The 13953-nt window shown below is 39.8% G+C and carries 13 protein-coding genes; 1 reads left to right on the forward strand and 12 read right to left on the reverse strand.

All coding sequences use genetic code 11. From position 1 onward, the window contains the following. Window positions 1–25: 25 nt before the first annotated feature. The 7 genes from era to FAZ25_RS08370 all read right to left on the reverse strand — a co-directional run bounded on the left by era (window position 26) and on the right by FAZ25_RS08370 (window position 9198). Window positions 26–937 carry a GTPase Era gene (gene era, locus FAZ25_RS08340; protein ID WP_004899793.1) on the reverse strand — a complete coding sequence of 304 codons (912 nt, stop codon included), beginning with the start codon at window positions 935–937 and terminating at the stop codon, window positions 26–28. 69 nt (window positions 938–1006) lie between these two features. Further along, window positions 1007–1483 (reverse strand): diacylglycerol kinase family protein, encoded by a 477-nt coding sequence (locus FAZ25_RS08345; RefSeq protein WP_004899795.1) that lies wholly within the window; start codon window positions 1481–1483, stop codon window positions 1007–1009. After that, the gene (gene ybeY / locus FAZ25_RS08350; RefSeq protein WP_004899798.1) at window positions 1467–1949 is read right to left on the reverse strand and encodes an rRNA maturation RNase YbeY; all 483 of its coding nucleotides are present in this window, start codon (window positions 1947–1949) and stop codon (window positions 1467–1469) included. The genes FAZ25_RS08345 and ybeY overlap by 17 nt, the downstream gene beginning before the upstream one ends. A 2-nt stretch (window positions 1950–1951) precedes the next feature. Further along, window positions 1952–2938 (reverse strand): PhoH family protein, encoded by a 987-nt coding sequence (locus FAZ25_RS08355; protein WP_004899800.1) that lies wholly within the window; start codon window positions 2936–2938, stop codon window positions 1952–1954. A 61-nt stretch (window positions 2939–2999) separates the two neighbouring features. Beyond that, a complete protein-coding gene (locus FAZ25_RS08360) occupies window positions 3000–4196 on the reverse strand; it encodes an ammonium transporter (protein WP_004907014.1) in 1197 nt (398 codons plus the stop codon). Window positions 4197–4339: 143 nt separating this feature from the next. Next, the gene (pyk, locus tag FAZ25_RS08365) at window positions 4340–5761 is read right to left on the reverse strand and encodes a pyruvate kinase (RefSeq protein WP_004899803.1); all 1422 of its coding nucleotides are present in this window, start codon (window positions 5759–5761) and stop codon (window positions 4340–4342) included. A 95-nt stretch (window positions 5762–5856) separates the two neighbouring features. Further along, a complete protein-coding gene (locus FAZ25_RS08370; RefSeq protein WP_192269450.1) occupies window positions 5857–9198 on the reverse strand; it encodes a DNA polymerase III subunit alpha in 3342 nt (1113 codons plus the stop codon). A 127-nt stretch (window positions 9199–9325) separates the two neighbouring features. Between FAZ25_RS08370 and FAZ25_RS08375 the strand changes: the two genes are divergently transcribed. Continuing rightward, window positions 9326–9523 (forward strand): YjzD family protein, encoded by a 198-nt coding sequence (locus FAZ25_RS08375; RefSeq protein ID WP_004899807.1) that lies wholly within the window; start codon window positions 9326–9328, stop codon window positions 9521–9523. Between the two features lie 28 nt (window positions 9524–9551). Here FAZ25_RS08375 and FAZ25_RS08380 read toward each other — a convergent pair whose 3' ends face one another. The 5 genes from FAZ25_RS08380 to aroA are packed head-to-tail and all read right to left on the reverse strand — an operon-like array spanning window position 9552 to window position 13929. Then, a complete protein-coding gene (locus FAZ25_RS08380; protein WP_004904052.1) occupies window positions 9552–10436 on the reverse strand; it encodes a type I 3-dehydroquinate dehydratase in 885 nt (294 codons plus the stop codon). Continuing rightward, on the reverse strand, window positions 10433–10987 hold the full coding sequence (locus FAZ25_RS08385) for a hypothetical protein (RefSeq protein ID WP_192269452.1): 555 nt from the start codon (window positions 10985–10987) through the stop codon (window positions 10433–10435). Before FAZ25_RS08385 ends, FAZ25_RS08380 begins: the two co-directional genes overlap by 4 nt. Next, window positions 10984–11784, reverse strand: coding sequence for a shikimate kinase (locus tag FAZ25_RS08390; RefSeq protein ID WP_192269840.1), 801 nt, complete (start codon window positions 11782–11784; stop codon window positions 10984–10986). The genes FAZ25_RS08385 and FAZ25_RS08390 overlap by 4 nt, the downstream gene beginning before the upstream one ends. A gap of 10 nt (window positions 11785–11794) precedes the next feature. Continuing rightward, window positions 11795–12637, reverse strand: coding sequence for a prephenate dehydrogenase/arogenate dehydrogenase family protein (locus FAZ25_RS08395; protein WP_192269454.1), 843 nt, complete (start codon window positions 12635–12637; stop codon window positions 11795–11797). Further along, entirely contained in the window at window positions 12634–13929 is a 1296-nt protein-coding gene (gene aroA / locus FAZ25_RS08400; RefSeq protein WP_100665501.1) for a 3-phosphoshikimate 1-carboxyvinyltransferase, read from the reverse strand. The genes FAZ25_RS08395 and aroA overlap by 4 nt, the downstream gene beginning before the upstream one ends. Window positions 13930–13953: the final 24 nt, after the last annotated feature.

Raw genomic sequence — 13953 nt, forward strand, 5'->3', positions numbered from 1 at the left:
TAATGTGGTTTATATCAAAATAGTGTTAATAGTTTTCTTCATTATAACCTAAGGTTTGTAATGCCTGTGGCCTGTCACGCCATCGTGGCTCTACTTTTACCCAAGTTTCTAAAAAGACTTTGTCTCCCATCAGTCGCTCAATATCTTTGCGGGCACGTGTACCGATGTTTTTAATCATTGTCCCTTGCTTCCCAATAATAATATTTTTTTGCGTTGGCCGTTCAACAATAATGGAAGCTTGAATATGAATTTTTTCTTCATCTTCACGGGCAATTTTATCAATAACTACTGCTACTGAATGCGGCACTTCCTGACGTGTCAATTGCAGTACTTTTTCACGAATTAATTCACCAATGACAAATCTTTCTGGATGATCCGTTAGCTGGTCGGCATCAAAATACTGTGGTCCTTCATCTAAATGAGACACTACATTATCTAACAGTTCCGGTACATTATCACCTTCAGTAGCAGAAATTGGAAATACTTCAGTCCATGTCGGTGCGTCAACTTGATAGCTTTCGATAATTGCTAATAATTCTTCACGCGCAATGAGATCAACCTTATTGATTAGCAAGTATATTGGTGTTTCAGTGACTTCATTTAATCGACTAATAATAAAGTCATCGCCACGTCCTCTTGGCATTGATGCATCGACAACGAACCAAATGGCATCAGCTTCATGTAAGGCAGAAAAAGCTGATTTCACCATAAAATTACCCAAAGAATTTTGTGGCTTGTGAACACCTGGTGTGTCAATAAAGACAACTTGAGCATTATCTGTTGTATAAATTCCTTGTATCTTGTTTCTTGTTGTTTGTGCTTTATCAGACATAATTGCGATTTTTTCACCAACAATACGATTGAGTAAAGTTGATTTACCAACGTTTGGACGTCCAATAATAGCTACAAATCCTGATTTGAAAGTACTCTCTGCCATAAATTTATTGCGACCTAATGGTCGACTTTCTCCTATTCATCTTCTCATTCAAGCATGTTGGCAATGTCATTACTTCTGAAAATGATGTAACAAATCAGAAAAATTAGTAACAATACCAAACTGACGCCATATATATGGTTGAAATATTAATAACAAAATAATAATTTCAACACCAACGGCCACTAAGACGGCACCAGCAGCGACGTCTTTAGCTAATTTTGCAAGTGGATGATATTTTTTTTCAACAACTAAGTCCACAACTGCTTCAATAATTGTATTCAAAAACTCACTAAAAATTACAATAAACACAGCCATTGTCACCCAGAGCCAATCTGCACGATACAAACCATAGTGTAAACCTGTGACCAATATCAAAAAGGCTAACAAAATATGAATCCGCATATTTCGTTCCCGGACCAAAATCATCCAGATACCATTGAGAGAATTACGTAAAGCTCTAAAAAAATTACTATTTCTAGTCGTCTGTTTTTTTTGTGATTCAGGCATGCCTTCTAATGTCGTTTTTTCATTATCTCTTGAGGCCATAATTATCCAGAATTTCCCGTTGCAAGTCAAACATCTCTTTTTCTTCAGCGTCACCTAACATATGATCATAACCATTCAAATGTAGGAAGCCGTGGACTACCAAAAAGCCTAATTCACGCTCATAACTATGTCCTAAATATTCGGCTTGCGCGCCAATAATATCTACCGAAACAATAATATCTCCGATATTCTTAGCGATATCTTCAGTCCAAGCATCATCTGATATTATATCAAAATCATCTTCCCCTTCTTCGATTGCAAAACTAATAACATCGGTTGGTTTATCTACGCCTCGATAATCTCGATTATAGCGCTGAATTTCATCATTGTTAACAAATGTCACGGACATTTCAGTATTAACGGGTAATTTCAAAGCCTCCCCAGCAAAATTCAAAACACTTTCAACTAAATCATGATGGTAACGGCTAACACCATCATGCGTTTGATCAATAATAGCTAAGTCCATTTTTAATGCTCCTTTTTCAGCAATGCAAGTCGCTCTTCTGCTGCCTCATAAGCATTAACAATTAGACCAACAACAGGATGACGAACAACATCTGCACTACTAAAGCGTACAAATGCAATACGATTCACATCTGCCAAAATCTTTTGTGCTGAAATCAAACCAGACTTGGCCCCACGAGGTAAATCAATTTGGGACACATCGCCGTTAACGATCATCTTAGAGCCAAAACCCAAACGGGTCAAGAACATTTTCATTTGCTGATTTGTTGTATTTTGCGCTTCATCCAAAATGATAAATGCATCATCTAAAGTACGGCCACGCATATAAGCCAGTGGCGCAATTTCAATTACACCCCGATCCATCAAACGCTGTGTTTGCTCAGCACCAATAATCGCATTCATAGCATCATATATTGGACGCAAATATGGGTCAACTTTTTCTTTAAGGTCACCAGGCAAAAATCCCAATGATTCACCAGCTTCAACAGCAGGTCGCGTAATAATAATACGTTCAACTTCACCACGTTTTAGAGATGAAATTGCCATAACAACGGCTAGGTAGGTTTTTCCCGTACCTGCCGGACCAATACCAAAGGTTATATCATTTTTTCTGATTGCTTGTATATATTGACGTTGGCCAAAGTTTTTAACTCGAACAGCTCGTCCCTTGTTATCTCTGATTAGTGTTTCCGAGTATAAATCGCCAAAATATTCCAGCGTCCCTCTTTGTGCCATTGTTACGGCACTAACGACATCTGTCGGTGACAGATTGATTTGATGTTTAATCAAGTTAGTTAATTCTGATAACACTGCCCGCGCCAACTGCACTTGCGATTCATCGCCAGAAATGGTCATTTGATCGCCACGCGCATGTAATTGAACTGATAGTCCTTCTTCAATTAAACGGAGGAAATTGTCATTAACCCCAATCAATTTTGTCTGTTGTTCTGCGTTTTCAAATGTAAAAATTTGCTGTATTTGTGCTGACAAATTGCAAATCCCCTTTACCTTATTTCTTTTCATTTTAACACAAAAAAAGGGCTAATGCCCGTTATTCCACTGTTAAATCATGCATAATCACATCATAGCCCTTAGCCTCTTCTTCAGGAGTTAACCGCAATGGTGCAGCAATAATTTCAGTAATTTTAGCTAATATAAAAGTACCCACTGCAGCAAAGACGACTGTAAATAAAATAGCCACTAACTGTTTCCAAAGTAGTGAAGCGTCACCACTAATTAAGCCGGCCACGCCACCAATTTGTTTATCTGCAAAAACACCTGTTAGTAACGCACCAACAGCGCCACCAATACCATGTATCCCAAAGGCATCAAGGGTATCGTCATACCCAAAACTATTTTTAACAAATGTTATGCCAGCGAATCCTACAAAGCCAGCAATCAATCCCATAATTACCGCAGCCCATGGTGCAACAAAGCCAGCAGCAGGTGTAATGGCGACTAGACCAGCCACGCCACCACTTGTAATACCGGTTAACGTCGCACGTTGGTGTAAGTAGTATTCAGCTAATGCCCACGTTAAGACGGCAGCAGCCGAAGCTAACCAAGTGTTGACCAATGCCAATACCGCTGTTCCATTAGCAGCTAGTGCAGAACCTGAGTTGAATCCAAACCACCCAACCCATAGTAAGGCACCACCAATCAAGACGTAAGACGGCCGAACTGGAATATGCTTTGATTGGTGCCGATGACCAATCATTAGCGCTAAGACAAGACCTGTAACACCACTAGAAATATGCACAACAGTACCACCAGCGAAGTCGATTGCTCCTAATTTAGCCAGGAAGCCACCACCCCAAACCATGTGTGCTAAAGGAGAATAGATAACAATTAACCATAAAATCATAAAGACAATCATTGCTTTAATTCGAACACGTCCTATGACTGAGCCAGTGATAATAGCAGCTGTGATAATTGGAAACATGCCTTGAAATAATGCAAAAGCACCATCAGGTATTGTTAACCCTCTACTTGATCGATTAAAGGAAACGTCGAACATCAAAATATGATTTAAATTACCAATCACATCACCACTACCGCCAAACGCTAGCGAATAACCTGCAAAAAACCAAACCAAAGTAGCAATACCAATAATTAAAACTGGCACAAACATAGTATGTAATAGATTGCGTTTTTCACCAAGACCGCCGTAAAATAGTGCCAATCCCGGTGTCATTAACCAAACTAATGCCGCTGATATTAATACCCAAGCCAAATCACCTGTATTCATAAAAGAACATGCCTCCATTTCTCATTGATATAATTTTATCAGGTAGACCAATTATATAAATGAAAGATGATAGGTTTTGTGACATGTCATTTCAGAAAACGATGACATAAAAAAAGACTACACTTCTGTAGTCTTTGAAACCATTATACTGTTTGCACAGTAATCATGTTAGTTGTACCAGATTGTGACATTGGCACACCGGCAGCGATAACGATTGTATCACCGCTTTCTGCCAAGCCTTGTTCCTTAACAGCTGTCTTAGCTAACGCAATCATTTCATCAATTGTTGATGGTGCATCATAAACAACTGGCAACACACCATAATTCAAAGTCAAGCCACGTTGTACGCGTTCTGAGTACGTTACGGCCAAAACATTCACATCAGGACGGTGTTTTGATACCATGCGGGCAGTGTAACCTGAGTTTGTTGAAACAACAACTGCCTTGGCATTAACACTGCGTGCAATACGTGTGACAGCTGAAGCAACAGCTTCAGTTGAATCAGATTCATCGAAGACGATTTCTTCATGACGACCATTTTCACGTAATGATGTTTCAGCCTTTTCATCAATAGCAGCCATTGTGGCAACAGATTCAACTGGATAATCACCATTAGCTGATTCACCTGACAACATTGTTGCATCTGTACCATCAAAGACGGCATTGGCAACATCGGAAGCTTCGGCACGTGTTGGACGTGGGTTCTCTTCCATTGAGTCAAGCATCTGTGTTGCTGTAATAACTGGCAAACCAATCTTGTTCATCTTGCGAATCATGTCCTTTTGAACCAAAGGCACATTTTCAGCAGGAATTTCAACACCCATGTCACCACGTGGTACCATCAAGGCGTCTGAAACTTCAAGAATAGCATCTAAGTTGTCGATACCTTCTTGTGATTCAATCTTAGGAATAATTTGAACGTGTTCCATGTTCTTTTCTTTCAAAAGTTCACGAATTTCTAACACGTCTTCTGGCTTACGAACAAATGATGCTGCAATATAATTGATTTCGTGGTCTAAACCAAAACGAATATCATCAGCGTCTTTTTCTGTAATACCTGGTAAGTTAATTGATACACCTGGTGCGTTAACACCCTTACGTGATCCCAAGATACCATCGTTGTCAATGCGAACAACAAGTTCACGGTTGGCATCATCTTTTTCAAGAACAGTCGTACCAAGCAAACCATCGTCAAACAAAACTTGTCCATTGACATTAACGTCATCAAACAATCCGGCGTAAGTCACAGCAATCTTTTCTTTAGTACCCTCAATGTTATCATCCATTGAGATACGAAGTGTGTCACCTGTATGGAATTCAATCTTACCGTCGACTTGCTTTGTTGTACGGATTTCAGCACCCTTTGTGTCCAACAAAATACCTACTGTCTTACCAGTAATCTTTTCTGCCTCATGAACTGCGTTCATGCGACCCAAATGTTCCTCGTGATCTCCGTGTGAGAAGTTGAAACGGAATACGTTTGCGCCCGCCTCGATCAACTTAACGATTGTTTCGACATCAGATGATGACGGACCAAGTGTTGAGACGATTTTCGTCTTTTTCATGGTTAAATAGCTCCTTAGTTATCTTGGTTGTTGCTTGTGCAACTCTACCCAAACTCTATTTTATACATTATTATTTATTTATACAAGCCATAATCTTAACGACTTCTTCTGAATACAATATTGTCGTAGCCTAGTAATGGCGCTAGTTCACGAATGATAGCGGTTTCACTATTCATCCAAAACTTCGCGTCAATTTGCTGATTTTGATCACTTTTTTGCCAGTGAATGATGATAGGATTATCACCATGATGTTTTTTAAAAATCTCTATCACAGCGTGTCGGTTAGCCTCGTTATCGTGTTCTTCATCAAACCGCAAAAACCAGGTACCACTTTCAGCAGTCGGTATTTGCGGTGGTGCCGTTATCTGACGTGCAATAACTGACATTTTGCCGTTATAACTATCAGATTGACCAGTTATTTGAATCATGTTGCCTGTCTTCAACATGTCACTAATTTTGACAAATAGTTGATGAAAAATAGTCAGACTAATTGTTCCAGTAGTATCTGAGACAGTGACAAAGGCCATTGTTTCACCTTTTTTTGTACGTGTTTGTCTAACACTATCAATCATGACAATCATTTTCACTGGTTCTTTAGCCAGCGACACATCTGCAATTTGTTGAAAATCATTTTGTTTTATAATACTGGCAAAAGTGTCTAATGGATGACCTGATAAATTAACGCCGATAGTCTCTTTTTCATGCACTAATTTTTCAGTGAGCGTTATGTCGGCCATTTTCTTGATTTTAGTCTCACTCAAAATTAACTCACCGAAACTGGTAGCCTCAATTAAATCATCTAATGCAGTGACTAACTCAACACGATTATAACCAAAACTGTCAAGTGCACCAGCATAGACCATTTGCGTTAAAATATCCCGCTTTCGAAATTTTTCTGGGAGACGGCGAACGAGTGACTGTATCGACTCAAACGGACCATTATTTTTTCTTTCGTCAATGAGTGCTGCTACAAAATCTGTGCGTACACCCTTGATGCTGTGCAAACCCATTTGTAGAAAATCTTTATTGATAGTCCAAAAACGGTCTGATTGGTTGACATTAGGGGCCTTCACAACAATGCCACGTGCTTTTGCTTCTGTGACGTAAAGTCGAATTTTGTCAGGTGACCCTAGATTAGCGTTAAGTAATGCTGTAAAAAAAGCAATGGGATAATGTACTTTCATATACGCCAATTGAAATGACAATTTGCTATACGCTACAGCATGAGACCGATTAAAACCATAATTGGCAAATTCATCAATATATGCAAAAATCTGCTCCGCTTGTGATTGGTCATGGCCTTGACTAACCGCCCCGGAAATAAACTTACCGTGCATATCGGCCATTTGTGCTAATTTTTTCTTAGACATAGCACTACGCAAGACATCGGCTTCACCTAAAGTGAATCCGGCATATTTTTCTGCTACCAACATAACCTGTTCCTGATAAACAATAATACCAAAAGTAGGGGCTAAAATAGTTTTTAAGCTCGGGTCTAAGACGGTAACAGTTTCTTGACCGTGACGACGCTTAATAAAAGATTCAATATTACGACTTGGTCCTGGACGATAAAGCGCATTTACGGCAACAATATGTTCAAATGTAGCAGGTTGCAGTTGCTTCAAAACATGCTTAATACCTGATGATTCAAATTGAAAGACACCATTAGTATCACCTTTGGCATATAATGCCAACGTTGCTTTATCATCTAAAGGCACGTGGCCAATATCAAAGCGATCAGGTAAATATTGTTTTGCATAATACAAGGTCTGTGCCAAAATCGTTAAGTTTGACAAGCCCAAAATATCAATTTTTAGTAGTCCTAATGCCTCAACTGGGTTTTTCTCAAATTGTGTTAACAATCGTGATTCCGAGCCTGATTGTACGGGCAATGTATTCACAAGTGGCGAATCACTCAAAACCACACCTGCAGCATGTGTTGAATAATTTCGTGGTAAACCTTCTATCTTTTGTGCCGTTTTCAGCAATAAATCACCATTATCAATATCACCTAAAACGCGAGATAACGCATCAGAGTCTTTTAAAGCCTCCCCAATTGTTACCCTTCTTCCTTGCTTACCCTGTGGTACGGCATTACTAATGCGACTCATCATCGTTTGTGATACGCCAAAAACACGTGCGGTATCACGCAAAGCCTGTTTAGCAGCCAGTGTACCAAAAGTAATAATTTGCGCAAAATTACGCTGGCCGTATTTTTGATGAAGATATGCTAGAACATCTTCTCGCCGATTATCTGGCCAATCAATGTCAATATCCGGCATTTGCACACGCTCTGCATTCAAAAAGCGCTCAAACAAAAGACCAAATTTAACAGGATCAATATCGGTAATTCCTAATGAAAACGCTACAAGTGACCCAGCAGCAGAACCTCTGCCAGCACCCAATTGAATGTGATTTTGTTTTGCAAAATTAACAATATCCCACACAATCAAAAAGTAATCATTAAAACCTAGTTTATTAATAATTGCTAATTCGTTGTGTAAACGCTCTAAATACTGGCCGTGTTGCTGGCTTGTAATATGCATTTTAGCATTCAAGCCTGTCATAGCTAGATTTTTGAGATATTCAGCCGCATTGGCTGTTTCAGGTGGGAGCTGAAATGGTGGTAAAGCTGTTGTTTGCTTAAATGTTAATGACACATGGCTACGTGCAACAAGCTGTTCATTGTTTTTAAAAGCTAGCTTAAGCGCCTCATCATCTTGATAGCTTTGTCTTAATTGCTCAAAGTCTACTAAAACATGTGAGCCCGATTGTTGTGCTAAAGCCTTGATACCATCTAACTTAACATTAGCATCAATTGCTTTCAAAACTTGTGTTGTGAAGGCATCGTCAGCGTTTAAATAATCAACATCGTCTAAAGCTACCAATGACGCTTGATGTATTTGACTAAACTGTGCCAGTCGCGCCCGTATTTGTGGCGCAAGTTGCGGATGAATGCCAATATATAAATGTTGATCATCAATCTTATTCGATAGCTGATGCCAATAATTATCAACCTCTTGATACTCAGAGGCAATTAATTGTGATAACTCACTATCATGCGGTAAAATGACATGAATACCTTGCAAATGATCCACCAACAGGTCAAAAGTCATCGTCGTGTCCTGAGCTGTCATTTTGGCGGATGATAACCACATCAGATTTTGATAGCCAGTTTGGTTTTCTGCAATCAGTACCAGTGGAAATGTCGTTGATGTATTAACTAAGCCATTCACTTGAAGCGTGACACCAAAGAGTGGCTTAATCCCCATGTCTTTTGCTTTTTGATAAAACTCAACCGCCCCATACATGACATTAATGTCCGTTAAAGCAATAGCCCCATAATGGCGGTCTTTCGCAGTTCTAATAATTTGCGTTATTGTATTAGGATTTTTCAATAAGCTATATGCGCTTAAAATTTGTAAAGGTGCGTACATTAGGCCTCCGTTACTTGCCGTATTCTAATACGAAACTTTGTTCCCTTTAATTATACACGAAAACCTCTTAAAAAGGTTGCGCTTTTCACAAAAAGGCGTATGATAGTTTTGTAAAGAGGTGGAACACATGAAATTTATTACAGTTGCTGTCTGGTCAGCTATTTTCGGCGAAATTTTAGGCTACATCGTTTCCCAATTAACAGCAGGCACTTATTCATTTACAACCGTTGCCATTATCGCCATTGTTGTTGGCGAAATTGCACTTGTTGCGATACCTGCTATTTCTGGTTCAGCTGCCTCAAAAGAAACGTTAGCTGAAAAATAAAAAAGACGTGCGAGTTTGCACGTCTTTTTTATTTTTGCCAAGCTTGTAATAATTCATCTATTGTTAATTGACCGGGTGCGCTTGTTTGTTGATTATCTAATGTGGCAAATGTCATTTCTGAGCCATAGCGATAACCAACTACACGTGACTGCTGTCCAATCAGTCCCATGCTTATCGTAATTAATGGTTGTTGGACTGACGCCTCTTGCGTTGCATCAAGTAATAGTTGCACATCTGCTACCGTTTTTGGCATGACAGCCAACTTGATAATATCAGCGCCTGTACGACTCATATCGGTTATGAACTGATCAACTGCCCGTGTTTCATTGAAATCGTGATACGACAAGATAACGGGTGTGTTTGTTTCATGGGCAGCAGCAATAATTTTATCTCGCAACTCACTCGCAAGTGTATACTCAACATCAACAGCAGCAAAATGGTAACCTGAGTGCAATGCTGAAACCATGAAAGTAGTGTATTCAATCGGTGAAAGTTCGCCTTGTCCACCTTGCGCCTTTGTGCGATAAGTCAATATAATTGGAAAACTACCAATGGTGTTAAAGACGGACCCAGCCAATTCTTTAATAATTTGACTGTTCATGATTGGCCAGTTTGCGTTAAACTCTTCCTGAGCACGGTCCATCTCAGCCAGCTTTTTAGCTTCTGTCATTGCCGATACATTTTTCTGTGATAACTCTGCTTGTGCGCCCGCTTTGACTTGTTGCCACACCATGACTTGACTAAATTCATCAGCAATATAGTCAGCGCGCCATTCAACAATATCTGGATTTTTTTCTTGTAGCGCCCGAGCAAAGGGCGTTAACTTATCAGTTGGTCCCAATGTCAATGGTACGGCAATAATTGGCTTATCATCTAAGCTAGCTGGTAACTTCAATAATTCTCTTAATGTCATTTAATTTGATAAACGACCCATACCATCTGCGGCTGCAAACTTTGGCGTACTTGGTACTTAGGGTCTTCACTTTCTGGTAATTTTAGAAACTGTTCTTCCGATACTATTGTAAACCGATTCTGATCATTTATAAAGCCCGCCAAGGCAACTGGCTTACTTGGTGAAAAAACGACAGAAGGCCCCCAAGCATTATCTAAATCTTGCTCACGTAAGTAGCGCAAAAGCAAGCCTTCTGTGGCAGCATGGATAATTGCCACATTTCGCTTAAACTTTGTATTTTCAACCAAACTAAGTGTCAGTAATGGTAAAGCAAAAGTTGTCACTATAGCAAGGCGTTGCCATTCTGAATAATTAATATCAGCCCAATTGAGTTCCGGTAAACGATTAGATTTAAATGCCACAGGCACAATTAATTGATCACCGACATAATCGTCTAAATGTAAAAAAATTTCTTCAAAACTGTCATGGAGTATTATTTTTTGCGTCGTTACGAAATGCATTGCAGCACGTTGTGAATCAGTTCCTGTAGGGCCTAATGTGTGTAATTTCATCGTTTCAACTGCTTATTTTCCTTTGCAATAGCTGATGACGTCAAAATTGTCATTATCTGATCAATCATTTCATCTGTAATATCTTCAGATTGTTCAAAATCATATTTTAGTAACGTACGCATGTTACGCATTCTTTCCTTCTGTATGGTTGCCATACCAAATTGCGCTTTATAGTGAGCGACAGCTGTGACCACTTGCATCCGCCGCTCAATAATCTGAAAAATTTGACGATCGAACGCATCTATTTCTGAGCGTAATTGCAGTAGTGCCAACTCATCTTCATTAGTACTAAATAGCGCAATAATCTCTGCGGCAATTCTTTCCGGTGTTTTGCCAACAGTTTCAACTGTAAAATTAGCAATCATTTTGTATTTAGGATCACGTAACTGCCATAAATTAAAAAAATCAGCTGTTGATTTTTCTTGTAATAACGGCCGCTGGCCCTCTATTAATAATCGATTAATGGTACTCTCTAAATTACCGTGCAAGTAAATAACTGTTGCAGCAGATTGCTTCAGTATCTCTAAATTTTCCATGCGTTCAACCACACCGCCACCTGTTGCTACGATACCTTTAAATGTTTGTAAACTAGCTAATACCTCTGATTCAATCTGGCGGAAACCTGCTTCACCCCGTGACCGAAAGAGTTCAGGAATAGACTGTTGCACTATACGTTCAATTTCAGAATCAATATCTACAAACTGTGAGTGGTGTTGACGGGCAATCTCTTGGCCAACGGTTGTTTTTCCTGCTCCCATAAAGCCAACTAAAATGAGTGTTTCTGGTTCTTTAATCATCATTATTACCTCATAATTGTTGTCGTGCGTGTTGCGCTTGTGTGATGAGCTTTTCTAAACCAAGACTGTCATTTTGACGTAAAACTTGATTAAAGCGATGCAATTCATCAATCAAGTCCTGATTACTCGATAAAATAGCAGCTTTATTACTGAGTAATATATCACGCCAAACTTCTGGATTACTTGCTGCAATACGTGTTGTGTCTTTGAAACCACCGGCCACATAGGGACCAAAATCAGAAACTGAATGGAAATGTTGCATAACTGCATTCATTAAGGCAAATGAGACAATATGTGGCACATCACTAATCCATGACACCAATTCATCATGTTGCTGCGCATCTATTTCAATGAAGCGTGCCGCTATCGGTGCCAGAATACTCTGTAATTTGATAACCGTCTCTTTTGGCGCATGTTTTGTCACTAGAAAATATGGTACTTCACGATATAAATCACTATTTGCGGCGCTAACACCGCTATTCTGTGTCCCAGCCATTGCATGGCCACCAATGAAAGTCGCTGTTTTAGGGACAAACGCTTCAGCCAGTGACATAATTTCTGACTTAGTCGACCCCGTATCTGTAATAATAACATTGGGTTTAAGTGGTAACACTGCTAATTGTTTTAGTGTTTGCTTAATGACAGCAATCGGTGTCGCTAAAATAATAACTTCGGCGCGACTGACGACATCAGCTAAACTAGTGGCCGTCTCATCTACAATGTTGTTTGCCATCGCATATTGGCGTGATAACAGCTGATTATCAATCCCTATCACGTGATTATCAACACGCTGACTTAAAGCACTTGCTAATGACGCCCCCATCTCCCCGAGACCTTGAATCACAATAATCATAGCATAACCTCAGATAAATCTTCTAAAAAGCCAGGATAAGATACACTCATCGCATCTTCGCCAGTCAATATCACATCGCCTGTTGTAATCAGTGCAGCGATGGCATTCATCATTGCAATACGATGATCCCCACAGGAGTCGAGCAGCACAGCATCATTATCTGCAGTCAATGACTGACCACCATGAATAATCATACCGTCGGGTTTTTCTTCAATATTGGCTCCAAGCTTACTTAACTCTGAGATAACAGTCGCAATACGATCTGTCTCTTTGACACGTAACTCTTCTGCGCCAGAAATTATCGTATCGCCATCGGCTTGTGTCGCTGCTAGAGCAATAATTGGTAGTTCATCTACTGCACTGGGAATATCAGCAGCCGTAATATCAATACCATGCAAAGTTTGTGTTCTAACTGTCAAATCAGCTAAGGGTTCACCTTGCGTGTCTATCGGCGTCACTTCAATACTAGCGCCCATGCGCGTTAATATTTTTAAGATACCATCACGCGTCGGGTTAATACCAACACGATTAATGGTTAATTCAGAGTTTGGTGTAATTAAGGCAGCCACTAAGAAAAAGGCTGCACTGGAGATATCTGCCGGTACGTCAACCTGTTGGCCTTGAAGTTGTTGCTGTTTTTTTAGCGTGATAACACCGTTTTTAGATTCAAGTTGACCACCAAATTGTCGCAACATACGCTCAGTATGATCTCGTGATGCTATTTTTTCAATCACACGCGTTTCACCTTCAGCCTGAATACCCGCTAATAAAATAGCACTTTTAACTTGTGCTGAGGCTACTGGCATATCGTAAGTGATGCCACGCAGTGTTGCATTAGCCTGAATGACACCTGGTAAAGTCCCGTTGGCAGTTAAATCAATTTTGGCGCCCATCTCTGTTAAGGGTTTCATCACACGTGTCATTGGTCGCTGGCTTAATGATTCATCGCCAATGATTGACATATCAAAATTTTGTTTGCTCAGTAACCCCATGAGCAGCCGTGTGGATGTACCAGAGTTACCCATGTCAAGTGGCTTTTTAGGTGGTGTTAAACCGTCAAACCCTTGCCCTTGAATACGCACACTATTTTCATTTTGTTGAATAGTCACACCTAAATTACGAAAAACTGTCATCGTGTGTAACACATCATCTGAAGCTAAAAAATTAGTAATTACCGTTTGCCCTTTGGCAATAGCGCCAAACATTAACGCACGATGTGATATTGATTTGTCACCAGGCACAGTGACATGTCCATGTAACCCATGTGCTGAGGCAGGCGTGAGTCTAATCATGCTATTCCTCCTGAAATGATATCA

The sequence above is a fragment of the Leuconostoc sp. LN180020 genome, from assembly GCF_014844115.1.
Classification (GTDB): Bacteria; Bacillota; Bacilli; order Lactobacillales; family Lactobacillaceae; genus Leuconostoc; species Leuconostoc citreum.